General features: G+C 43.1%; 22 protein-coding genes. 11 read left to right on the top strand and 11 right to left on the bottom strand.

The features are described from left to right. Together D0X99_RS15610 and D0X99_RS15605 are read right to left on the bottom strand one after the other, a co-directional pair. Nucleotides 1–930 carry a hypothetical protein gene (locus tag D0X99_RS15610; RefSeq protein ID WP_233553740.1) on the bottom strand — a complete coding sequence of 310 codons (930 nt, stop codon included), beginning with the start codon at nt 928–930 and terminating at the stop codon, nt 1–3. Further along, on the bottom strand, nt 902–1345 hold the full coding sequence (locus D0X99_RS15605) for a sugar 3,4-ketoisomerase (RefSeq protein WP_119478783.1): 444 nt from the start codon (nt 1343–1345) through the stop codon (nt 902–904). Before D0X99_RS15605 ends, D0X99_RS15610 begins: the two co-directional genes overlap by 29 nt. Nucleotides 1346–1430: 85 nt before the next feature. Between D0X99_RS15605 and D0X99_RS15600 the strand changes: the two genes are divergently transcribed. Further along, nucleotides 1431–2057 carry an IMPACT family protein gene (locus tag D0X99_RS15600; protein ID WP_119478782.1) on the top strand — a complete coding sequence of 209 codons (627 nt, stop codon included), beginning with the start codon at nt 1431–1433 and terminating at the stop codon, nt 2055–2057. Here the strand turns inward: D0X99_RS15600 and D0X99_RS15595 are convergent. From D0X99_RS15595 to D0X99_RS15585, 3 genes are read right to left on the bottom strand one after another with little or no spacing between them, the layout of a single operon-like run. Beyond that, nucleotides 2047–2649: a 3'-5' exonuclease gene (locus D0X99_RS15595; protein WP_119478781.1), complete on the bottom strand. Its 603-nt coding sequence runs from the start codon at nt 2647–2649 to the stop codon at nt 2047–2049. The genes D0X99_RS15600 and D0X99_RS15595 overlap by 11 nt on opposite strands. Then, nucleotides 2646–4103: a Na+/H+ antiporter NhaC gene (gene nhaC / locus D0X99_RS15590; protein ID WP_119478780.1), complete on the bottom strand. Its 1458-nt coding sequence runs from the start codon at nt 4101–4103 to the stop codon at nt 2646–2648. Before nhaC ends, D0X99_RS15595 begins: the two co-directional genes overlap by 4 nt. 49 nt (nt 4104–4152) lie before the next feature. After that, the gene (locus D0X99_RS15585) at nt 4153–5280 is read right to left on the bottom strand and encodes an NAD(P)/FAD-dependent oxidoreductase (protein WP_119478779.1); all 1128 of its coding nucleotides are present in this window, start codon (nt 5278–5280) and stop codon (nt 4153–4155) included. Between the two features lie 76 nt (nt 5281–5356). Between D0X99_RS15585 and D0X99_RS15580 the strand changes: the two genes are divergently transcribed. Next, nucleotides 5357–5836, top strand: coding sequence for an Mpo1 family 2-hydroxy fatty acid dioxygenase (locus D0X99_RS15580; RefSeq protein ID WP_119478778.1), 480 nt, complete (start codon nt 5357–5359; stop codon nt 5834–5836). Between the two features lie 20 nt (nt 5837–5856). On the opposite strand, the gene D0X99_RS15575 is transcribed toward D0X99_RS15580, so the two are convergent. Then, nucleotides 5857–8118: a patatin-like phospholipase family protein gene (locus D0X99_RS15575; RefSeq protein ID WP_119478777.1), complete on the bottom strand. Its 2262-nt coding sequence runs from the start codon at nt 8116–8118 to the stop codon at nt 5857–5859. A 207-nt stretch (nt 8119–8325) separates the two neighbouring features. Between D0X99_RS15575 and D0X99_RS15570 the strand changes: the two genes are divergently transcribed. Next, a complete protein-coding gene (locus D0X99_RS15570; protein WP_119478776.1) occupies nt 8326–8817 on the top strand; it encodes a DUF4494 domain-containing protein in 492 nt (163 codons plus the stop codon). A gap of 31 nt (nt 8818–8848) precedes the next feature. Here D0X99_RS15570 and D0X99_RS15565 read toward each other — a convergent pair whose 3' ends face one another. Next, on the bottom strand, nt 8849–9460 hold the full coding sequence (locus D0X99_RS15565) for an HD domain-containing protein (RefSeq protein ID WP_119478775.1): 612 nt from the start codon (nt 9458–9460) through the stop codon (nt 8849–8851). An 81-nt stretch (nt 9461–9541) separates the two neighbouring features. Here D0X99_RS15565 and D0X99_RS15560 point away from each other — a divergent pair, with 81 nt between their 5' ends. Next, entirely contained in the window at nt 9542–10588 is a 1047-nt protein-coding gene (locus tag D0X99_RS15560) for a PAS domain-containing protein (protein WP_119478774.1), read from the top strand. 56 nt (nt 10589–10644) lie between these two features. Here D0X99_RS15560 and D0X99_RS15555 read toward each other — a convergent pair whose 3' ends face one another. After that, nucleotides 10645–11517 (bottom strand): SDR family oxidoreductase, encoded by an 873-nt coding sequence (locus D0X99_RS15555; RefSeq protein WP_119478773.1) that lies wholly within the window; start codon nt 11515–11517, stop codon nt 10645–10647. 78 nt (nt 11518–11595) lie between these two features. On the opposite strand from D0X99_RS15555, the gene D0X99_RS15550 reads away from it, so the two are divergent. Beyond that, nucleotides 11596–12396, top strand: a complete 801-nt coding sequence (locus tag D0X99_RS15550; RefSeq protein ID WP_119478772.1) for a hypothetical protein — start codon at nt 11596–11598, stop codon at nt 12394–12396. 49 nt (nt 12397–12445) lie between these two features. On the opposite strand, the gene ahcY is transcribed toward D0X99_RS15550, so the two are convergent. Next, nucleotides 12446–13765, bottom strand: a complete 1320-nt coding sequence (gene ahcY / locus D0X99_RS15545) for an adenosylhomocysteinase (RefSeq protein ID WP_119478771.1) — start codon at nt 13763–13765, stop codon at nt 12446–12448. A gap of 76 nt (nt 13766–13841) precedes the next feature. Beyond that, nucleotides 13842–14606 (bottom strand): biotin--[acetyl-CoA-carboxylase] ligase, encoded by a 765-nt coding sequence (locus D0X99_RS15540; RefSeq protein WP_119478770.1) that lies wholly within the window; start codon nt 14604–14606, stop codon nt 13842–13844. Between the two features lie 58 nt (nt 14607–14664). Between D0X99_RS15540 and rsfS the strand changes: the two genes are divergently transcribed. From rsfS to D0X99_RS15520, 4 genes are all read left to right on the top strand, one after another. Then, nucleotides 14665–15012 (top strand): ribosome silencing factor, encoded by a 348-nt coding sequence (gene rsfS / locus D0X99_RS15535; RefSeq protein ID WP_119478769.1) that lies wholly within the window; start codon nt 14665–14667, stop codon nt 15010–15012. A gap of 66 nt (nt 15013–15078) precedes the next feature. Continuing rightward, a complete protein-coding gene (ftsH, locus tag D0X99_RS15530; protein ID WP_119478768.1) occupies nt 15079–17139 on the top strand; it encodes an ATP-dependent zinc metalloprotease FtsH in 2061 nt (686 codons plus the stop codon). A 75-nt stretch (nt 17140–17214) separates the two neighbouring features. Further along, the gene (locus D0X99_RS15525) at nt 17215–17991 is read left to right on the top strand and encodes a UDP-2,3-diacylglucosamine diphosphatase (protein WP_119478767.1); all 777 of its coding nucleotides are present in this window, start codon (nt 17215–17217) and stop codon (nt 17989–17991) included. After that, the gene (locus D0X99_RS15520) at nt 17988–18818 is read left to right on the top strand and encodes a hypothetical protein (RefSeq protein WP_119478766.1); all 831 of its coding nucleotides are present in this window, start codon (nt 17988–17990) and stop codon (nt 18816–18818) included. Before D0X99_RS15525 ends, D0X99_RS15520 begins: the two co-directional genes overlap by 4 nt. A gap of 95 nt (nt 18819–18913) precedes the next feature. Here the strand turns inward: D0X99_RS15520 and D0X99_RS15515 are convergent, their stop codons facing one another. Continuing rightward, nucleotides 18914–19339, bottom strand: coding sequence for an FKBP-type peptidyl-prolyl cis-trans isomerase (locus D0X99_RS15515; RefSeq protein WP_119478765.1), 426 nt, complete (start codon nt 19337–19339; stop codon nt 18914–18916). A gap of 181 nt (nt 19340–19520) precedes the next feature. On the opposite strand from D0X99_RS15515, the gene D0X99_RS15510 reads away from it, so the two are divergent. Together D0X99_RS15510 and D0X99_RS15505 are read left to right on the top strand one after the other, a co-directional pair. Further along, nucleotides 19521–20903: a sigma-54-dependent transcriptional regulator gene (locus tag D0X99_RS15510; protein WP_119478764.1), complete on the top strand. Its 1383-nt coding sequence runs from the start codon at nt 19521–19523 to the stop codon at nt 20901–20903. Beyond that, entirely contained in the window at nt 20893–22236 is a 1344-nt protein-coding gene (locus tag D0X99_RS15505; protein WP_119478763.1) for a sensor histidine kinase, read from the top strand. Before D0X99_RS15510 ends, D0X99_RS15505 begins: the two co-directional genes overlap by 11 nt. The last annotated feature ends 48 nt before the right edge of the window (nt 22237–22284 follow it).

Genomic DNA, 22284 nt, shown 5'->3' with positions numbered 1-22284 from the left:
TCAGAGTTTCAATGTCCAGCTTATTTTATTACTAATTTCATTGGAAAAACGTGATTTGAAAAACATCAGATTGTGGTTTACTCCAACTTCATTTTCAGAAGATCCCAAGTCGATAAAGCTAACCTTTAATTCCGCAGCCAACTGAAAAAGAGTGAATAAAATCAAATCTCCTACATTTTTCAAAGTAGACTTTGGATCAATTGCCGAAAGAAAATAATACAATGATCCTGGCAAAACCGTATTGCAAAGTGAATGGGCAATTGCTCTTTTATCCTTAACAAAAGTGATCAGGAAATATCGATCCGGAAACTCCGACACTTGATTGATAATTCTGGCATCCTCAAAACCTATCTGATATCCTCTGGATTGATTCCAAGACCTAACTTGATCAAGAAAGCTAAAGTTCTGGATATGGCCCACTTGAATGGTCAATCCCTCATCCTTTGCTTTTTTCTGGGACTTTGCGTGCTCTTTTTGAACCAGCTTTTTGATTTTCTTTTTACCGACAAAAAATTGGTGGCTTAATATCCTCTCCTGAATGAAACCCTCCTTGAAAAGGAGGTAGTTAATCAAATCGGTTTTGGGTTCGTAGACTTTTGGAGGTTGAATGACCCGAATAAAGGCTATTCTTCTTTGCTTTAACTCAAGAATCACCGCTTTCAAAAAAGCTTCCAAGGAAGACGAAGTGAGGTTTTCTTCGATCCAAAATCCACCAAAGGGAGACTTGGGTAGAGAAACAGCCTCAAATTCATTAGAAATGGCAAATGTCACAGAGGCTTTGACTTTCCCTTTTTTCATCCAAAGAAAATCAAGCTGCTCCGAAAAACCCTCTGTCCTGCATTCTCGCAAAAAATAGGCGTGTTTTTCCTTCCCGGAAGGAATCACTTCCAACTCGTACGACTCAGCGTTTCCTTTTTTGTAAGTTTCCAAAATAGTCTTTGTCTCTGATGTAATCTTCCTCGGAAAAAGCTCGATCCGAAAGCCCTAAAAGTACTGCATCGATAGAAAATTTTACTTCTACCCAATTCAAAGGTGGAACAAGAATTCCTTTGCCCGGATCAATCAACTCAAACTGAGTACTACCCCCATCTATTCCCTCTACATTTACCACTAGCTTACCTGCTAATGCCACAATCACTTGAGACTCTTTCCAATGCGCGTGATTACCGCGTGTTTCCCCTTCTTTTACCTCTGTAATCCAAAAACACCGCAGCACCCCATTTGGAAAAAGGCTGGTATTTTCCCAAAAATGAACGGCTCCATTTGCCCTTACCTGACCGGGAATATCGATAAGAATTGGAGCAGAATAGGCAGTTATGTCAGCGAGAAAATCTATTGGCATCATGTTTAAAATTACGACAAAACCAGTAAACTGGCCTTTAGCCCAAAGTTAATTTTATATTTTCGAGCCTGCGTTTCACACCCTTCTCATGGCCAATTTATCAGGAAATTCCGACCAATTCGATTCCTACCTGACTATTGCTGCAAAAAGCGAAGGGGTCTACAAGGATCGGGGAAGCAGGTTTCTTTATTTCGCAATTCCGGTTCGTTCTGAAGAGGAAATAAAGGCGGAACTATCCGCACTTCGAAAAACCTACTTTGATGCAACTCACCATTGCTATGCTTGGATCTTGGGAAAGGAAGGCGCCCAGTTTCGCGCCAATGATGATGGCGAGCCCAATCACTCGGCAGGGGATCCGATATTGGGTCAAATTCGCTCCCAGCACCTCACCAATATTCTTGTTGTGGTAGTGAGGTATTTTGGAGGTACAAAATTGGGTGTGAGTGGACTGATTCAAGCCTATAAAACTTCAGCAGCGCTTGCCTTGGCAGAAAATCAAATCATTCGGGAATGGGTAAAAACATCGATTAAAATTCGATTCCCCTATCCTGCCATGAACGAAGTCATGAAGATTGTCAAGGCACATGACCTAGAAATCATTGAACAGGAAATGGCCCTTGATTGTCAGATGAGTCTAAGTTTTAGAGCAGGATTGACCGAGCTGGTACAGCCTAAGCTGGTAGAAATTGATGGACTGGAGCTGATCAGCGATTAAACAACTCGTCCAAATAACCTTCTTCCCGCAATAAATTAAAGATTTCCAGGCATGCCCAAGCATCCGTAGCTGCATACCGAAGCTGTTTCTCGGTCAGTTTTTCAGCTTCCCAGTTGGACACCTGCTCTGTTTTTGAAATCCTGATTTTCAATACCATCCCACAGAGGTTTCTTACACCGACATTGTGGAAGCCTACCTTCTTTAGCTCGTCATTCAGATCGAAAAAAGACAGGGGAAAAAAACTGTCAGTCAATTTTCTCAAACCCTTCAAATCATCATGAACTGCGGCTCCGACTTTCACCAGGTTTTCTTTTTCAAGAAGATTTCTCAAGGGATCAGGAAAGCCAATCTTGTTCAGGCGAAATATAAATGCCTGCTCTGAAGTGGATAATTGAAGCAAGGACACATGATTAAACTGCCCTTTTCTAAAGGAGGGTTTGGTCTCCGTATCGAATCCGATAATCCGCTGATCCTCCAAAAAGTCGACTGCATCCTCCACCTGATCGTGGGAATCAATCAAGTAAATCTTACCCTCAAATTGCCCCAAAGGCAACTCGTTAATTTCTTCTTTACTGATGCTGTACGGAATCATGCCAACTCTTCTTCCTTCTCGTAATAGTGAATTCCGATTTTCAAATACCCATATAAAATTGTCATTAATGGACTGATAATATTGAAAAAGCAATATGGAGCATAGGTTAATGTAGCCACCCCCAATACTGATGCCTGAGTAGCACCACAGGTATTCCAAGGAACCAATACTGAGGTTACTGTAGCAGAATCCTCCAAGGTACGGCTGAGGTTCTCTGGCTTCAATCCGCGCTTTTTATAGACATCAGCGTACATCCTGCCAGGGACCAAAATCGCCAGATATTGATCTGAAGTGGTAATATTGAAAAAAATACAAGTTGCCGCAGTGGATGCAATCAGGGAGCCTACGGAATGTACTTTCTTTATAACAGCCTCTGCCATGACTTTCAGCATTCCACTTTCTTCCATGATTCCGCCAAAGATCATTGCACAAATAATCAACCAGATAGTATCCAACATTCCAGCCATCCCGCCCGTAACCAGCAGTTCATTAACGATATCATTTTCGGTGACTATCGCGATTTTTCCATACAGCGCCATCATGACTCCTTTGAAACCCAAATAAGCAAAGGAACCGGATCCACCGGCTATTGATTTGACAATTTCAGGTTGGAAAATCAAGGCAAAAACTCCACCCAAAATAGCTCCGCATAGCAGAGCTGGTAAGGCCGGAACTTTTTTAACGATCATTACCAAAACCACCAAAGGGACAAGAAATAACCATCCTGTGATGTTAAATTTCTCAGAAATGACTTGAGAAATAGCTTTAACATTCTCTACACTTCCTTCTGTTTCATAATTCATCCCTATGATGATAAACAGTAACAGCGTAATAATCATGGTTGGGGTAGTCGTTTTGGCCATGTACCGGATGTGTGTGAAAAGATCTGTACCTGCCATGGCTGGAGCAAGATTCGTTGTATCACTCAACGGAGACATTTTATCTCCGAAATACGCTCCTGAAATAATTGCCCCGGCAATAATTCCTTCCTCAAAACCAAGCGCTTTTCCAATACCAAGTAATGCTACTCCAACCGTTGCGACAGTAGTCCAACTACTACCTGTCGCAACTGAAACAATTGAACTTATAAAACATGCCGCAAACAAAAACACTTCAGGACTTAGCACCCGAAGTCCATAATAAATCATGGCAGGCACAATACCACTCATCAACCAAGTACCTGCCAAAGCACCTATCAAAAACAAAATCAAAATCGCACTCATCGCTGAACTGATACTTTTTACGATTCCGTCTTGGAGTGTCTCCCAACTGTATCCCAGCTTGAAAACTGCAATTGATGCAGCAACTACGGCCGAAAAAACAAGAACCATTTGATTGGAACCTGATAAGCTGTCATTCCCAAAAATCTGGATATTGATAATCAGAAGGACAATTAAAAACAGTAATGGAATCAGCGCGTCAACAATACCTGGAGCTTTTGGGGTTCCTTTCATTCAGTTAATCCGGAAGTTTAATGGCCTTGAATCTAAGTAAAAAAATCAATTACATTTTCGAAAGCAGCTGGGAAAGCTCTTTGCCTACCTGCCATCCCAAAGCAACTCCCATCCCTCCCAAGCGAACTGCGACGGCAGTTTTTTGCCCAATAGACTGAATTAGAGGGGATTTCTTTGGACCGAAGGCCATAATCCCCGTCCATTCCATTTCCCATTCAAAATCCCGATTAGGAAAAATCACTTCCCTAGCCAAACGCTCCAAATGAGCTTTAATTTTTGGATTGGTTTCAAATTCCAAAGACTTTTCCTTCTCAAAATCTTTATTTCTTGCCCCTCCCAGCAATAATCGCCCATCAATTTCCCGGAAATAGACGAATCCTTTGTCCATGTGAAAAGAGCCCTTCCAAGGAAACTTGAAGTCCAACTGCTTACTCATCAAAATCAATCCCCTACCCGGTTCCAGTTCCGATTCCGGCCAGAGCTTTTTTGCAAAGGCATTGGTGCAAATGGCCACTTTATTTGCCATAAACTCAAAAACCCGGTTTTTGGATGAATTCTCAGCAATAACAATTCCTTCATCTTTACGCACTTCAACCACGGAAACTCCTGTTAAAACACGAATTCCCTCCTCGGCAGCCATATCCCAAAGCGCTCCCAAATAAGCCCCAGGATCCAACTCTCCTTCAAATTGATTTTCAACCACCAGCTTGACCCGATCCGAAAACCCCAATTTTTCAGGCTTTTTAACCAAGGAAAAAACCTCTTTCCCAAAGACTTTTTTAAGAATCTTATTCACATCTCCAATCTGCTCTGCCGCCTTTACATTTTCCTCCTCCAAAAGTTCAAATCCATGACGATGCTTGTAGCGAAGTGTGGAATCTCCAAATGTTTTTCGGATTTGCTGGAGGCCCTTAAACCTTCTTTCCACAAGGGCTATCACTTCGTCCTGGTTCATCGACCAAAAATCATCCAGAATTTCGGTCAGACTGCCAAAACAAGCGAAGCCAGCATTTTTTGTACTTGCTCCTGTTGGAAATACCCCCTTTTCCAGGACTAAAACACTGGCTTTTGGATGCTTCTTTTTGAAATGGATGGCAGTAGAAAGGCCAGTAAACCCTGATCCTATCACGATCAGGTCATAGTTGAAAAAGTTTTTTTGTTCCCAATAACTAAACATTGACAGGGTAAAGTTTATTTTTCGAAATGAGTTATCTAATTTGAATTGTAACTACTGCAATTAAACCCAAAAAACCATGAGAAAAATAGATTTGCTCCTCGAAGAATACGGTGAAAGCCACCAAAATCACACCAATAAGCTCATTCATTGGTTTTGTGTACCGGCGATTTTCTTCAGTGTGGTAGGGCTGATTTTCAGCATCCCTTCCGGCATTTTACCTGATGTGCTTCCATTTTTAAGCAACTTTGCCAACTGGGCAACAATTGCTTTGCTGTTGGTACTGATTTACTATGTTTCCCTCTCACCACCCCTTACTTTGGGAATGCTTTTTTTCTCTGCTTTATGTCTCGCGTTGGCCAATTTTCTGAACATTGCCTTTCCGGGAAAGCTATGGTTAATCAGCCTTGGAATTTTCGTAGTGGCTTGGATCATCCAATTTTACGGACATAAGATTGAGGGCAAAAAGCCTTCATTCTTCAAAGACGTACAATTTCTGATGATCGGTCCTGCTTGGTTGATGCACTTTATTTATAAAAAAATTGGAGTGGCATACTGATTCAAAAACCGGCTATTTTTTCATCCCTTCTTTTCAAAAATCTTTTTTACCCGATTAAGTGATTTTTGATTTTTTTCTGATTTGATACTTTCCAAAATTGACTTTTTCTCCCGAGCCGTAAGCCTCCAGTTGAGTGAAGCGCGCCGCATAGTCTTTTGCGATCCGCTTAATTCTTCATTTTGCATTAATTCAGGTGCATATTCAAACTCTATCCTTTCCAGAGGAAACGGCATGGACTCTGCCATATAATTAAAAAGAACTTCGTTTTGGATGGTTTGTACATTGTCCCAATTTGTGTAGATGTTTTTTAGTGGATTAAAGACCTTTTCAAAAATTCTTGGAAGTTCGGTAGTTGGTATCTCCATGTTTTTTTCAGAATCCCGAATCGAAATAACCACAACACCACTGGTGTTTTTGGACACCCAATCCTGAAATACATACAAAAAGCGGAGCGCATCCTGGATCCCAAAATTATCCGAAAGCCCAGTGTCCATGGTCTCCATGACTGGAATCGATGGAAGCTGGACATTGGGTGTGATGAAAGGAAATGTGGCACTCATCCGAAGGGCACTCAGAAAACGAAGATTACCGGCGTCATGAGCATGGAAAAATCGCAAAAAATCAATGGATTGTTTTTTCTCCTGCAGCCCGGTTTTCCCAAACATTGAACTGCCCATATAGGACATGGAATGAGGAGAAATAATCAGTTTTCTCCCATCATTGGTAACTAATGAAGTGACTGGCAAAAGAGGGATTTGAGCTTCAAATTCAGGTTTTTTATACTCAATCAGTGGTTTATCCAGAATTCTATGAGTATTAATATTCAGCTGATTTTCAAATGCAAATCCACGATCTTTTAAGTGACTATAACCACTGTACTCAAAACGCTGATTGCGGATCAATAGATCATTGACCAAGAGGGTGAATATAATCGGGTTGAGGTTATCCGCTGAAATCTGATTCAAAAATGCTGGATCGCTTGGGTTAAATGATTTGTCGGAGAATGACCTCAGGTAGATTTCCCTGAAAAACGCTTCTCCCAATACTCCTCCTGATGCGCCGGTGTAAAGTTCGGTGTGCTTGGTCGCCTCCCCACCAGTTTCTTTATGGATGGATTGGAGGACGTGTAAGGTCCACAAAGCAGCCCGTTGACCTCCTCCACTTGCAGCGACGATTACCAACTTTGGAAGTGAATCATTGGGGAATTTCGACTTCCAGTTATCCAGGATTTGAAGGGTATTGTTCCTATCCTTGGCCAAAGTATCCGGATGGGTCAAAGAATCCAATTTGGCAAGCGTATAAGAAACAGGCTCCAGTTGGTAATTCAATCCATAAGCCTCATGAGGTCGGTTGAGAAAGGAAAAATTGGAGAAGTAATTGGCGAGGAAAAGCATGGAAACCACCACCAAAGTCGCCCAGCTTCGAAGCCAAAAACTCAAAGCACCAACGAGCATTACGAGTATTGCCAATAGCAAAAGGGCACTTACCGCAGCAGGAAGCTGAAGTATTTCTTTCTCCTTGAACAGGCCTAAAAACAGGACAAAGAGGATCAAAAAAATCTGGATTAGGAATAAGTTCAGGTGGTTTTGATCAAATACCCGAAGTAGTTTTCGGGTTTCAAACCTTGAAATATCAGGACGGACATCTTCCAGTTTCAGCTTGAGATTGAGGTAAGTCATCACCCCATCTTTCCTGCCTCTCATTTCCTTGTATCTACTCAGTACATTGGCTCGAGTGAGCCTAACTTTTCTGAGTCTTTTGTCCAACGTGCCTGCAAAAAGCACAAAAAAATCCTTGTTGGTCAGCGCGAAATAGCCAAAAATCAAGCTGTAACTTAGAATTCCTCCCAATGAGAAGCCGAGGTAGAATTTGAGTACCTCCCAGTTGGAAGGCAAGTCATTGTTTAACTGAAAAACGAGGAATTTGACAATGTAAATAAGGTAAAACAACAGTGGAATGATTGAATTATTGACGCAAAAATGAATGAATGGACGCGGGACGATGGCCAAAAACTGAAACTGCCTCCCATTCATTATATAGGTAGTCATATGGAAAGCCATGGTTAAAACAGCCAAACCAACTCCCATCATAAAAAAACTTAACCAAGAGACCTCGTGGAGATATTCAGGATCGAGAAATAAAAACGGTATTCCCAACACCACTCCAAACTGCTCAAGGATAATCCCCAACAAAACCACCCAAACCAGCAGCAAGGCAAGGTTTTTTTTAAGATGAAGCAAGAAGAGCTGTACCGGGAAGCTGTATAAAATTCGCTCGCGCATGGGTTTATTGTTAATCCAAGATAATCTTTTTTGAGAATTACTTTTTAACAAGCAGATCAAGGAGGTTTACTTGAAAACCCAAAAAGAAAAATAAACTGACTTTCAAGTGATTGAATTTCCAGATCAAAGAAAATTAACAGATTACATGACTAATCATTCGCAGCTTTAGAATAGAAAAAGTACCTTCGAATCCCTAAAAGCAAAAAGATGAGAACTTGGTTTTTGTGCAAAGTCAAATACGCCAAAGAGAATGAGGAAGGATTGCTGAAAAGCATTTCAGAGCAATACTTAGTGGATGCAGTGTCATTTACAGAGGCCGAAGCGATCCTTTATGACCGCTTAGGATCTCAGATCAGAGGCGATTTCCAAGTGACTGGGATCAGTAAAAGCAACATCGTGGATGTTTTCTTCTATGAGGATGCGGACCTTTGGCACAAATGTAAAATCACCTATCTGATTGCTGATGCAGATAGCGGCAAGGAGAAAAAAGTAACCCAATACATGATCGTAACAGCCGAGGACGTCAAACAAGCTTACGATCGAATCCAGGAAAGCCTAAGTAATATGTTGGTAAGCTTCAGAGTTCCTGATATCACTGAAAGCCCAATTGTGGAAGTTTTTCCGTTTGAAAAGGATGAAGTAGCGGAGCAATTACCTCCCGGTAACTTCAGACCTGTAAATCAAGTAGAAGAAGAATAAGAATAGGCCGCAATAGCGGCCTATTTCATTTTCAGGTCAAGTCCGCGTCAGCTTGATTTCCGATAACAAATTGAATCAAATCATCCACAGGAATTTCAGCCCTCTCGGAAGCATCCTGAATATCCTCCCTGCTTACCTGGGCTGCAAAAGTTTTGTCCTTTAAACGTTTTTTTACTCCTTTTACCTCCATCCCCGTATAGCCTTCCGGACGCATCAGGGAGTAAGCATGGACAAACCCGCTAAGTTCATCAAAAGCATAAAGCATTTTATCCATTTCACTCTTCGGCTCAACTCCAAAATATCGAGGCCCATGGGAAGCTATTGCACGGATGATCTCCGGATCAATGGCCTTGGATTCCAATTCTTCAATAATTTTCCTGCAATGCTGATCTGGCCATTGGTCCCAATCCGCATCATGGAGTAGCCCTGCCAGGTACCATTTGTCAATAATTTCTTCCGAATAGCCCTTTGATATAGCGAAAGCCTTCATCAAATGCCCTACCTGCTTCATGTGAACTTTCAGCTTTTCATTTTTAACCCAGTCATCAAGAAGAGTTTTCGCTTCATGGATTGGCATCACTTTGCCGCGATTTTCTTCGCTCCCAAATAGATCTCGATTTAATAAAAGTGAAATGTTTTCCATTTTAAATATATTTTTATGTATTTTGAATAAATTTTAATGTCTTACAAACTATAAACGAAGGATTTCAATTACTTTTGCCAAATGCAGGACTGGGACGCCATACAGGTATTAAGCCAACTGGCCATTACCTCTGAATACTTTCTTCAAGTGACTTTAAACAAGTCAGGGAAAGTCTTGTCCTCAGATTCCGGATTAGGCCCGGTACCCTCACTTTTTGACAGTAAAGAAAAGCCCATAGAATTTTCAGACTGTTTCCTTGCTTCAGATTGGTCAAAATATGAAAATCAGCGCATAAAAGCCTGGAAAAGCAGTCATCAGTCTTTCATGGTCGATTTACAAAAAATCAACCATCCTGAAGAATCCACCACCCTAACCAAATGGGAATTTTTCTTCATATCAGAAGATTATGGTACTTGCTTGGGCATAGGACACCCAGTAGAACCTATGCGCCCTTACAACTTGGGCTTGGGTGAATTCATTGATGGCACTACAGCAAACAATGAGATAGTTGACAGTCTACTGGAAAACAAGCTTTTGGGATTTTGGGATTTCGCCCCGGAAGAAAGACAGGATTACATTAGCACAGGTCTGGCCCATATGCTCGGGTATACCCCGGAGGAAATTGGAAAAGAAGGAAAAATTTCATGGCAAAAGCATATCCATCCCGAAGATTACCAAGGGCTATTAAAAGACCTTGCTAATCATTTCAAAACCACCGGGAGCATCCCCTTCAGACGTGAATTCCGGATTATTTCCAAAGGAAATCAAACTGCTTGGGTTATCGGATTTGGGAAAACGACCAAATGGAATGAAAACGGATTACCCTCCCGGGTCCAAGGACTTTTGATCGATATCACAGAAAAGAAAAAGCAGGAAATCTGGATGCGTGAGCACCACTATTTTTTAAGAGACTTAGCGTTTCAACAATCTCATTCGCTCCGTGCTAGAGTAGCCAATATTTTAGGGATTCTGGAAATCCTGGACACCGAGCACCAAACCACCGAATCCCGGAAACTTTTGGACATCATACGAAAAGAAACACAGCTCCTCGACCAATCTCTGAAGAAAAGCATCAAGGAGTCTGTCCTGCAAAATGAATCCTGGGAACGAGGAATAAAACCTAGTTGATTACAACTTTCTGATTTTCCATTTGGCTTTCAAATAGCCCCAAATCAATCCGGGGCTTAGGGCTTTTTTCCTCGGGATGCCTCCATCATATCCCACATTTCTTGAGGTATCTGATCAAGATTGTTGAATTCTCCTGCTCCTTTGAGCCACTCCCCTCCATCAATGGTGATTACTTCTCCATTGACATAAGCTGAAAAATCCGAAACTAAGTATGCTGCCAAATTGGCCAGTTCCTGATGTTCGCCTACTCTTCCCACTGGCACTTTCCGGGCAGGATCAAATTTCTTTACAAGATCACCCGGAAGCAGTCTACTCCATGCACCTTCGGTGGGAAAGGGACCGGGAGCTATTGCATTTGATCTGATTCCGTATTTGGCCCATTCCACTGCCAAAGACCTTGTTAAGGCCAAAACTCCGGCTTTGGCAGCAGCTGAAGGAACCACATAGCCCGAGCCTGTCCAGGCATAAGTGGTCACAATATTTAGAAAATTACCGGGCTGTTTTTGAGCTATCCAGTCCTTCCCAGCGGTTAGCGTGACCTGGGAAGTTCCTTTTAAAACAATATCCAAAACTGTGTTGAACGCATTGGTAGAAAGTCGCTCTGTCGGACTGATAAAGTTCCCCGCTGCATTATTTAGCACCACATGGATCTGCCCTAATTCAGATTTAGCTTTTTCCCACATGGCTTCGACCTGTGCAATTTCCCGTACATCACAGGCTACTGGAATAACTTTACCTCCTTTAATGGCCATCATTTCTTTGGCAGTCTCCTCAAGGACATCAAGCTTTCTGGAAGTGATGACCAGATTGGCACCTAGAGATAAAAAATACTCGCCCATTGATCGTCCTAGTCCTGTACCTCCGCCTGTGACAAGAATGTTTTTACCTTTGAGGGCATCATCACGCAGCATTCCTTCTGTAAATTTCATTGCTTTGAATAGTTTCGTTAATGACCAAGTTAGCAATCAGGCCCGGTAATTGAAAGGAAACTCCCAGATGCTCTTCCCATGAAAAAAATTTATTTCCTTCTTTCTTTTTCAATACTCTTTTTTTCCTGTTCAGAGGATGTTGGCAGGGAAATCAATACTGAGTTGACTAAAGAAGCTTCCCAATTTTTTCAATTCTCTGAAGCGATGTGGGAAACAAATTACTTAGGGAATATTTCCTATCAGGACTATTTCAGAATTAGCTCTGCTGAGCTTCCGGGTTGTCCTACGATCATTCGGAGTCTCAACTCACGAATTGTACAATTGGACTACTCCAATCCTCTGGAATGTGAAAAAGAAAATAAAACACCTCGAAACGGAAAGATAATTTTGGATTTCACCTTGTCCAATTCCCCTACTCCAACCTGGTCCTTAACCTTCGAAAATTACACCTACGAAGGAATTAAAATTCAGGGATTCAAACAGTTTAAATCGCTTACATCCAATGAAAATGAAGAATTTTTTGAAAATGTTACAGTAGAACTGGATGGGAATTTGGGGTTTAGCTCCAAGGGAACACTCAAACATTCCGTGTCTCGCTCAAGTTTCAGACCATTCGGTCTAAGTTCTAGAGGAAGAATTGAAGGAAAAAATCCTGTCGGAAGAGATTTCTCCTTAGTGATAACAGAATCAAAAGAGCAACTTTTTTCCTGCTATCGAGATGGTTGGGAACTTCCACAAACCGGAAAAGAATCCTGGATTGTATCACGTGGAGCCACCAGCAGTTTGGAGTACAAGGTCAGTTTTCAGGCAAGTTCAGATTGCAATCCTGTGGTTATTTCAACCCTTCCCGACGGAAGAACTCTTCAACTCAATCCATAAAAAAAAAGGCCCGGATTTCTCCGAGGCCTCTCTTGGTAATTTATCTTTTTTAGTATCTGTAATATTCAGGCTTGAAAGGTCCTTGAACCTCCACACCGATATATTGAGCTTGATCTTTGGAAAGTGTATCTAGCTCCACGCCCAATTTTGCCAAGTGCAATGCGGCAACTTTTTCATCCAGGTGCTTTGGCAATACGTAAACACCAGGCTGATAGCTCTCATAATTCTTCCAAAGCTCCAATTGCGCCAAAGTTTGATTGGTGAAGGAATTGGACATCACAAAAGATGGGTGACCAGTGGCACAACCTAAGTTTACCAATCGGCCTTCAGCCAAAATCAGGATTTCCTTTCCGTCAATTTCGTACAAATCCACCTGAGGCTTGATCACATTCTTGGTGTGTCCATAGTTTTTGTTCAACCAAGCCATGTCGATTTCATTGTCAAAGTGGCCGATGTTACAAACAATAGCCTTGTCCTTCATGGATTTGAAGTGCTCCGCTGTGATGATGTCTTTGTTACCAGTCGCTGTTACTACGATATCAGCTTCCTTCACAGCATCGACCATCTTTTTTACCGCATAACCATCCATAGCAGCTTGCAGCGCACAGATTGGGTCAATTTCAGTCACAATTACTCGGGCACCTGCACCTCTCAAAGAAGCCGCGGAACCTTTTCCAACGTCTCCATATCCAGCGACAACAGCAACTTTACCGGCCATCATGACGTCAGTGGCTCGACGGATTGCATCTACCAAAGACTCCTTACAACCGTATTTATTGTCAAACTTCGATTTTGTTACGGAGTCATTGACGTTGATCGCAGGCATTGGAAGCGTGCCGTTTTTCATTCGCTCATACAATCTGTGAACACCAGTCGTGGTCTCTTCAGAAAGACCCCTTATTCCAGCAACCAACTCAGGGTACAGGTCCAATACCATATTGGTCAAGTCACCGCCGTCATCAAGAATCATATTCAAAGGCTGTCTTTCTTCACCGAAAAACAGAGTCTGCTCGATACACCAGTCGAATTCCTCGGCTGTCATGCCTTTCCAAGCATAAACCTGTATTCCTGCAGCAGCAATCGCAGCGGCAGCATGATCCTGAGTGGAGAAAATATTACAGGAAGACCAAGTCACCTCAGCTCCCAAAGCCACCAACGTTTCAATCAAAACTGCGGTCTGTATAGTCATGTGAAGACAACCAGCAATTCTGGCTCCCTTCAACGGTTGAGATGGGCCAAACTCCGCTCTCAAAGCCATCAAACCAGGCATTTCTGCTTCTGCTAGTCTGATCTCTTTTCTCCCCCACTCGGCCAGAGAGATGTCTTTTACCTTGTACTGAATGAATTTTTCAGATTTAATTTCTGACATGTTATTGATAGTTAAAGAATTAAAATCTTTTAATGGGCGCAAAGTTATCGCATTAAATTGGGAATAGAAAACCTACTTAAAGATTTGGGAAACTAATCTCCTTCAAATCAAAAAGCCGAAGAAAACCATTTCTGAGCTCCATTTGGAGCTTTCCATCCTTTGAAACGCCTAAAATTTTTCCTTCAAACGCTGTGGATTCATCCTTAAAAAAAGCCCATTCTTCCCTTAAATATAAGTGCAGCAGATAATCTCTTCGGATGTCTTCAATTTTGCCTTTTTTCAAAGAAATATAACCTTGCTCCAAATGAGCAATTAGCATCCTGAAAAGTTCCTCCAAATCAAATTGTCCTCCGGTGACCTTTGCCAAAGATGTTGCTTTGGAAATACCAAATTGGCGCTGATTGATATTTAAGCCGATACCTACTACTGCAAATTCCCAAGCAGAGGAACTCAGAATGTTCTCGATTAATATACCACCAATTTTCCCACTGCCTGGAATCACCAAATCGTTTGGCCATTTCACCTTGAGATCTGGGAGGTACTCCTGAAGCAATCTTCGGATACTGTTGGAAACCATCATATTAAGATTAAACTGTTCCGAGATATCCAAAAAATGGGGTTCAAGAATTAGTGAAAAAGTTAAATTTTGGCCTGACTCCACCTCCCAAGAGTTACCCCGCTGACCCTTACCCCGCGTCTGATTTGCACAGATGACTATCGAACCTTCTTTTGCCTTGCCAGAACGGATCAACTCCAAAGCCTTGTCATTGGTGGAGTGACACTCTGGCAGGAAAAGCACATCTTTCCCCAAAAAAATCGTGTTGGCAAGAATTTTATACATTATTTTTCGGTTGAGGTGGTAAGCAATATTTAACCACAGCGTAAAATTAAATCAATATATGACAGCAGAAGCGCTGAGCAAAGTGATCATAAAAGGGATGGAAGAAAAAAAGGCTTCTGATATTGTGGTAATGGATCTTCGGAAAATCAAAAATTCAGTAACTGACTTTTTTGTTATTTGCTCAGGCAGCTCCGACACGCAATTGGATGCAATCAGTAAATCAATTGAAGAAGAAGTACACAAAGCCGGGGAGACTCCTGCCTGGCGAATGGAAGGAAAAGCAAACGGGCAGTGGATTTTGATGGATTATGTCAATGTTGTGGCCCATATTTTCCTCAAAGACCAACGGGAATTTTACGGTCTTGAAGAACTCTGGGGAGATGCCAAAATCACCCGAATCAAGTAAAATCCGGATAAACTTTAGATAGGTTAATCCGTTTTAGCATAAGTTTACAGAATTACCATAAATGCGATGAGCGAAAAAAATAAGAATAAAAACTTTGTTCCTAAAGCACCTCAAAAGCCCAATTTTCAGCTTTGGCTGATCATTGCTGCGGTGTTGGTTCTTTTGGGATTGACATGGATTCAGCAAAGAGGAGCCGTTATAGACATTACCCAAAAGCGATTTGAGGACATGTACCTGGCAGGAGATGTAGCCAAGGTTGACATCATCCGCAATATGAATCGGGTGGATGTTACCCTAAAGCCGGCTGCCCTCCAAAATCCAAAATACAAAACTGAACTTGAAGCTAACTCAGCTTTTTCCAATCCGGCTGGTCCGCACTATTCCCTTCAGGTAACAACTTCAGATAAGTTCCAGACTGATTTTCAAGCGCTTGAAGAAAAAATGCCTGAAGATCAAAGAATTGGAGCTTCAGTCACCAATGAAGAAAACTGGAGCAGCTACTTTGGAAGCTTTGGCTTCCTGATCCTTTTGTTCGTATTCTTCTGGTTTATGATGCGGAGAATGGCCGGACCATCTGGACCGGGAGGACAGATTTTCAATGTCGGGAAATCAAAAGCTCAACTCTTTGATGCCGAAAACAAAGTCAAAATCACATTTGACAATGTCGCTGGCCTTGACGAAGCAAAAGAAGAAATCCAGGAAATCGTAGAGTTCCTGAAAAACCCAGGCAAGTTCACCAAACTGGGAGGTAAAATCCCGAAAGGCGCATTGCTGGTAGGACCTCCGGGTACCGGTAAAACTTTGCTTGCCAAAGCGGTTGCTGGCGAGGCAGGTGTACCGTTCTTCACACTTTCAGGTTCTGATTTCGTAGAAATGTTTGTCGGCGTAGGTGCTGCCCGAGTGCGTGACTTGTTTAAGCAAGCCAAGGAAAAAGCGCCATGTATCATCTTTATTGATGAAATCGATGCCATCGGTAGATCCAGAGGCAAAGGACAAATGCCTGGTTCGAATGACGAACGCGAAAACACCCTGAACTCCCTGTTAGTGGAAATGGATGGATTCGGGACCGATTCAGGAGTTATTGTTCTGGCTGCAACTAACCGACCAGATGTATTGGACAGCGCGCTGCTTAGACCGGGACGATTTGACCGACAGATTTCCATTGACAAGCCGGACATTGTGGGCCGTGAGGCAATATTCAAAGTTCATTTGAAGCCTATTAAGATCTCCGAAGATGTAGATGCCAAGAAATTAGCAGCCCAAACTCCAGGATTTGCAGGCGCCGAAATAGCCAACGTGTGTAACGAAGCGGCTTTGATTGCTGCCCGTAGAAATAAGACTGCTGTGGACATGCAGGACTTCCAGGATGCAGTGGACCGTGTCATTGGAGGTTTGGAGAAAAAGAACAAAATCATTTCTCCAGAGGAAAAGAAAATCGTAGCCTATCACGAAGCAGGCCACGCAGTGGCAGGTTGGTTCCTGGAGCACGCTGATCCTTTGGTCAAGGTGAGCATAGTTCCTCGTGGAGTTGCAGCCTTGGGTTACGCACAGTATTTGCCAAAAGAGCAATTCCTGTATCAAACCGAGCAGCTTATCGACGAAATGTGCATGACTTTGGGTGGACGTGCTGCCGAAGAAATCATCTTTGGAAAGATCTCCACGGGAGCGCTGAGCGATCTGGAGCGAGTGACCAAAATGGCCTATTCCATGGTTTCAGTGTATGGTATGAATGACAAAATCGGAAACGTTTCCTTCTACGATTCCAAAAGCGAAGGTTATCGAATGACCAAGCCATATTCAGAAACTACTGCAGAAACGATCGATGAGGAGGTAAGAAAACTCATTCTTTCTGCCTACCAGCGCACCAAGGAATTGCTGCGAAGCAAGCTTACCGAGTTGGAAACTTTGGCTAAAGAGCTTTTGGAAAAAGAGATTCTTTTCCAATCTGACTTGGAAAAACTGATCGGAAAGAGACCTTTTGAGAAAGAGACGACTTACGAAGCGTTTACCAAAAAGAAACCTTCCGAAAAGAAAGTGGAAGAGCCAATTGCAGATCTTTCCTCCGGCCATGATGCAACAGTGGAAGAGGCAAGTGATCAGGTTCCTTTTACCGAATCGAAAGAATAAAATTGAAATTCCCTCCTAAAGCCCCGAACGAATCGGGGCTTTATTATTTTTGCCCATTGATTTTATCTTTAGCGCATGCAAGCTGAGCCCCTGGACTTCCCCTTAAAAGGTAAAAAACTTTACTTTGCTTCTGACTTTCACTTGGGAGCACCCAATGCAGAGGAAAGCAAAATCAGGGAAAAGCGAATCATCCGCTGGCTGGATTCGGTCGCAGAAGATGCTGCAGCAATATTCCTGGTGGGCGACATTTTTGATTTTTGGTTTGAATATGGGGAAGTAATTCCGAAGGGTTTTATCCCCTTCATCTCCAAAATTTCACAGCTTCGTGACCAAAAAATCCCGATCTTTTTTTTCACCGGAAATCACGATCTCTGGATGAAAGATTACTTCACTAGTGAGCTCGGAATCCCGGTCTATCACCATCCGATAGCACTTTCTGTGGAAGGAAAAAAAATCCTCGTCGGGCACGGAGACGGACTTGGTCCTGGAGATCAATCCTACAAATTCCTGAAGAAAGTCTTTACCAATCCGGTTGCTAAATGGCTCTTTCGTTGGTTTCATCCTGACTTGGGTATCAAACTGGCCAAGGCTTGGTCTGGACACAGTCGGATCACCAATATCGCCAAAGACGAAAATCATTTTCTGAACGACGATGAATGGCTGTGGCAATATTGTAAAGAAATTGAGGCCCGATTCCATCACGATTTATACATATTTGGACATAGACACCTCCCTTTGGAACTACCTGTCGGAGTAAAGTCCACTTATTATAACCTTGGCGAATGGGTCACCCAAAACACGTATCTGAAACTGGATAGCAGTGGAACCCAACTTTTGACTTTTGAGAAATGAAGCGTTTTCTGGTATTTCTTTTTGTTTTGGTTTGCTCGGGTGTTGCAGCTCAGAACCAACTCGGATTGGAAAAACCATTGGGCGAAATCCAAGTGAAAAATCTGGACCTCATTTCGATTGACACCCGGGATCAGATATTTGCCAGTACCACTTCAGGAGACATTTACCTATTTGATCAAAACGGAAAGCAACTCAATCTTTTCTCTCCAACCCGGCAGGGAAGACTTCATCAACTCGAAGCCTCCTGGACGGTGAATATTTTCAGCTTTTCTTCCGACTTGCAAGAATACCGTATTCTGGATCGCTTTCTGAATCCATTGGCAGAAAACAGCTTTGTCCTGAATGATATCATTCTCCCCAAGGCGGCTACCCTCGGAAACAACAATGTGATCTGGGTGTGGGATGAATCGGATCTGTCGCTTAAAAGCCTGGATTATCAGCGAAATCTGGTCCTTCAGACCCAACCGCTCAATCTGATCCTTGATTCTGAAAATCTATCCGTCTCTGAAATCCGGGAATTTAAAAACCGGCTTTTTATGAATGTACCCCAAAGCGGAATTTTCATTTTTGACAATCAGGGGAATTTCCTTCAAAAAGTGGATTTGAAGCTGGATCAGCGATTGTGTTTTTTCAACGAACGCTTGTTTTGGACCGAAGATGGAACACTAAAAATGTATGAATTAACTTCCAAGACCAAGTTTGACCTCGGTCCACTCCCATCGCCAAACTCCAAATTGGTCCAAATCGGAAGGGAAATAATCGTCTTTGGGGAAAAGGACCTGGTTAAGGTATACTCGCTTCCTAAAGAATTGAAGGAACTTAAGTAATTCTTTTGGCTCTTGGAAGACTTGACCCCATCAAGTCGGCAACAAAAAAACCGACTAAGTTTCCCCAGTCGGTTTTATGTTATTTCAAGTTTCAATCAATTGATTGCAACCAATTCAATATCAAAGATCAAGTCCTTTCCAGCCAGCTGATGATTGGCATCGAGGATGATTTTTTCGTCGTCCACATGAATGATCACCACCGGCATCGGCTGTCCTCCGCCTCCCTCAAGAACCAGTTCCAAGCCGATTTCCGGCTGAATGTGAGGTGGCACCTGAGTACGTGGCACATCGATCATCATATCTTCTCTGCGCTCGCCATAGGCTTCCACTGCAGGAATTACTACCGTTTTTTTATCTCCTATGACCATACCATATACGGCAGCGTCAAACCCTTTAATCATATTTCCATCGCCAAGCGTGAAGCCCAGCGGTTGTCGGGATTCTGAGCTGTCAAATACGCTTCCATCATCCAGTCTTCCTGTATAATGAACCTTGACCGCATCCCCTTTTTTTGCTTGCATGAGTTTTCAAATTAGTGAACAGCAAAGGTAGGGATTAAAAATCGGACACCCAACCGGACAGTTATGTCCGAAAACAGTATATTTTCGTACAAAATCGGACACTTTTTCATGAAAATCCGTCCCAAAACCCCTTATTTGTACTTGGCATCATTTTCCCCCTGTAAAGGCAAAACAAGCAACCATGGAAGTTCAGACATTAGGCAAAATCCTCATCATCGACGACAACGAAGACTTGCTCTTCGCCGCCAAAATGCTTTTGAAGAAGCATGCCAAAGAGGTTATTATTGAAAAAGATCCCAGGAGAATCCCTTTTCTGATCAATAACAACAGCTTTGATGTGATTCTCTTGGACATGAATTTCCGTGAGGATACCACTTCCGGAAAAGAGGGATTCTATTGGCTTAGTCAGATTAAGGAAATCGATCCCAAAGCAGTGGTCATCCTAATCACGGCTTTTGGTGACGTGGAAATGGCCGTTCAGGCCCTCAAGGAAGGCGCAACCGACTTTATCCTTAAGCCTTGGCAAAACGAAAAGCTCCTGGCCACCCTCCACTCTGCGGTCAAACTCAAAGAAAGCTACAACGAAGTAGACAAGCTCCAGAAAAAGCAAAAGCAGCTTCAGACGGATCTGAAAAAGCCATATGCCGACATTATCGGAGCTTCTGCTTCTATGAAAAATATCTTCTCCATCATCGACAAGGTAGCCCAAACAGATGCAAACGTATTGATTTTGGGAGAAAACGGAACGGGTAAGGAACTCATCGCGCGAGCGATCCACGACCGATCTCTCCGTAAGGATGAGATTTTTGTTGGGGTTGACATGGGGGCGATCACCGAGACACTTTTTGAGTCAGAGCTGTTTGGACATAAGCGGGGAGCTTTTACAGACGCCAAAGACGACCGCGCAGGCCGTTTTGAAGTGGCCGACAAAGGCACGTTGTTTCTCGATGAAATCGGAAACCTGTCGATGCCGCTACAATCCAAGTTGTTGACGGTTTTGCAAAAAAGAGAAGTCACGCGGATCGGCACCAACAAAGCGATTCCGGTGGATATTCGTCTAATTTGTGCCACCAACATGCCTGTGCATGAAATGGTGCAAGACCACACTTTCCGTCAGGACTTACTTTACCGGATCAATACGGTGGAAATCTTTCTACCTCCGCTACGCGAAAGACAGGACGATATTCCGACTTTGGCCAATCATTTTCTGAAACAATATTCCCAAAAATACCGCAAGAACTTCACTGGGTTCAAACCGGCGGCCATGGAATTACTCCAGCGCTATCAATGGCCGGGAAATATTCGCGAACTCCAGCACGCCATAGAGCGGGCAATCATCATGGCCGAAGGGAATGAACTGGACACCCGCGATTTCTTTTTCCTGTCGGCAAAACCTGCTTCTGAAAAAGTCCCTGCTGCTGTCACCCTCAATCTCGATGACATGGAGCGCAGTACCATTCAGCGGGCCATTGACAAAAACGGCGGTAACATCTCCAAAGCGGCAAAGGAACTTGGCTTGACCCGGGCTTCGCTTTACCGAAGATTAGAAAAATATGGATTATAGGGTAGGATTGCTGGGCCGGATTGCTCTGGTAGCAGCATCACTTTTTTTGCTTTCTTACGGGATCATTGATTCCTGGGGAGTCTTTATGATCTCCCTATTCCTGATTTTGGTGATCTTTCAGATTATTTTTCTGATCCGTTACTCCGAAAGCTCCTTCAAAAAAGTCCGCCTTTTCCTCGACAACATCAAGCAGGACAAGTACACCCAGCTCTATCCAGTCAAGTTTGACGGGACGGAGACAGACGACTTGCACATTGAGTTCAATGCAATTTTGGCGAAGCTGAAAGAAGATCAAGCCGAGAAAGAGGCCAACTTCCAATATTTCCGCTCAGTCTTCAAGCACCTGAGCATCGGACTGATCACCTTTGGGGAGAACGGGGAAATCCAAATCCTCAACGTAGCTGCCAAACGAATCCTGAATGTGGATGAGCTCAAAAACATTTCCGAGATCGAGGGCATCAACAAGGAACTCCACCTCGCCATCCAAAACCTACGAACCGGTGGCAGCGAACTCATCAAAATCGCCCATCCCGATGGCATCATGCAGCTTTCCGTCTATGTGATCGAGCTGCTCATGCGCGGAGAGCGATTTAAGCTGGTGTCCCTTCAAAACATCCAATCCGAACTCGAAGAAAAGGAAATGGAAGCCTGGCAGAATCTGGTCAAGATCCTCACGCACGAGATCATGAACTCCATCGCTCCGATTTCTTCCCTTGCCGGCACGCTCAAAAACGAGCTGGAGGACAAGATAGAGCACAACGAACCGCTAAATCCTTCGGATATGGAGGACTGCATGATGGGCATCAGTACGATCGAAAAGCGAAGCGAAGGATTGATCAGCTTTGTGTCTGAGTTCCGCAGTCTGGCACATATCCCCGCTCCCAAGTTTGGCAGCATCGGGATTTCCAGACTTTTCGACCAATTGGAAATTTTGCTTCAAAATCAGCTGGAAGCACAGGGAATTACCCTGAAAAAGGTATTGAACCCCAATGAGCTGATCCTTTTTGGAGATCAAAACCAGATCGAGCAGGTCCTGATCAATCTCCTTCAAAATGCTATTCAGGCTTTGGAGGATTCCGAGGTAAAAACGATTACCCTACGTGCCTATATCGACGAGGCGGGAAAGATCATTCTGGAGGTCTCCGATACTGGCAAAGGCATCGAAGAAGAAGCTTTGGGCAAGATTTTCATCCCCTTCTTCACCACAAAAAAGAAAGGATCCGGCATCGGGCTCAGCATCTCCAAACAGATCATGCGTCGCCACAAAGGCAATATCCAAGTCCGCTCCAAACTCGGGGAAGGCACGACGTTTAAGTTGATTTTTAATGGGTAAGCGGAAGTAGGCAGTCCTCTGTGGATTGGCGAAGGGAGTGGGATGATT

Source organism: Algoriphagus lacus, from assembly GCF_003583985.1.
Classification (GTDB): domain Bacteria; phylum Bacteroidota; class Bacteroidia; order Cytophagales; family Cyclobacteriaceae; genus Algoriphagus; species Algoriphagus lacus.
Note: the sequence above shows the minus strand (reverse complement) of the source record. Positions and strands in the feature narration are given on the sequence as shown.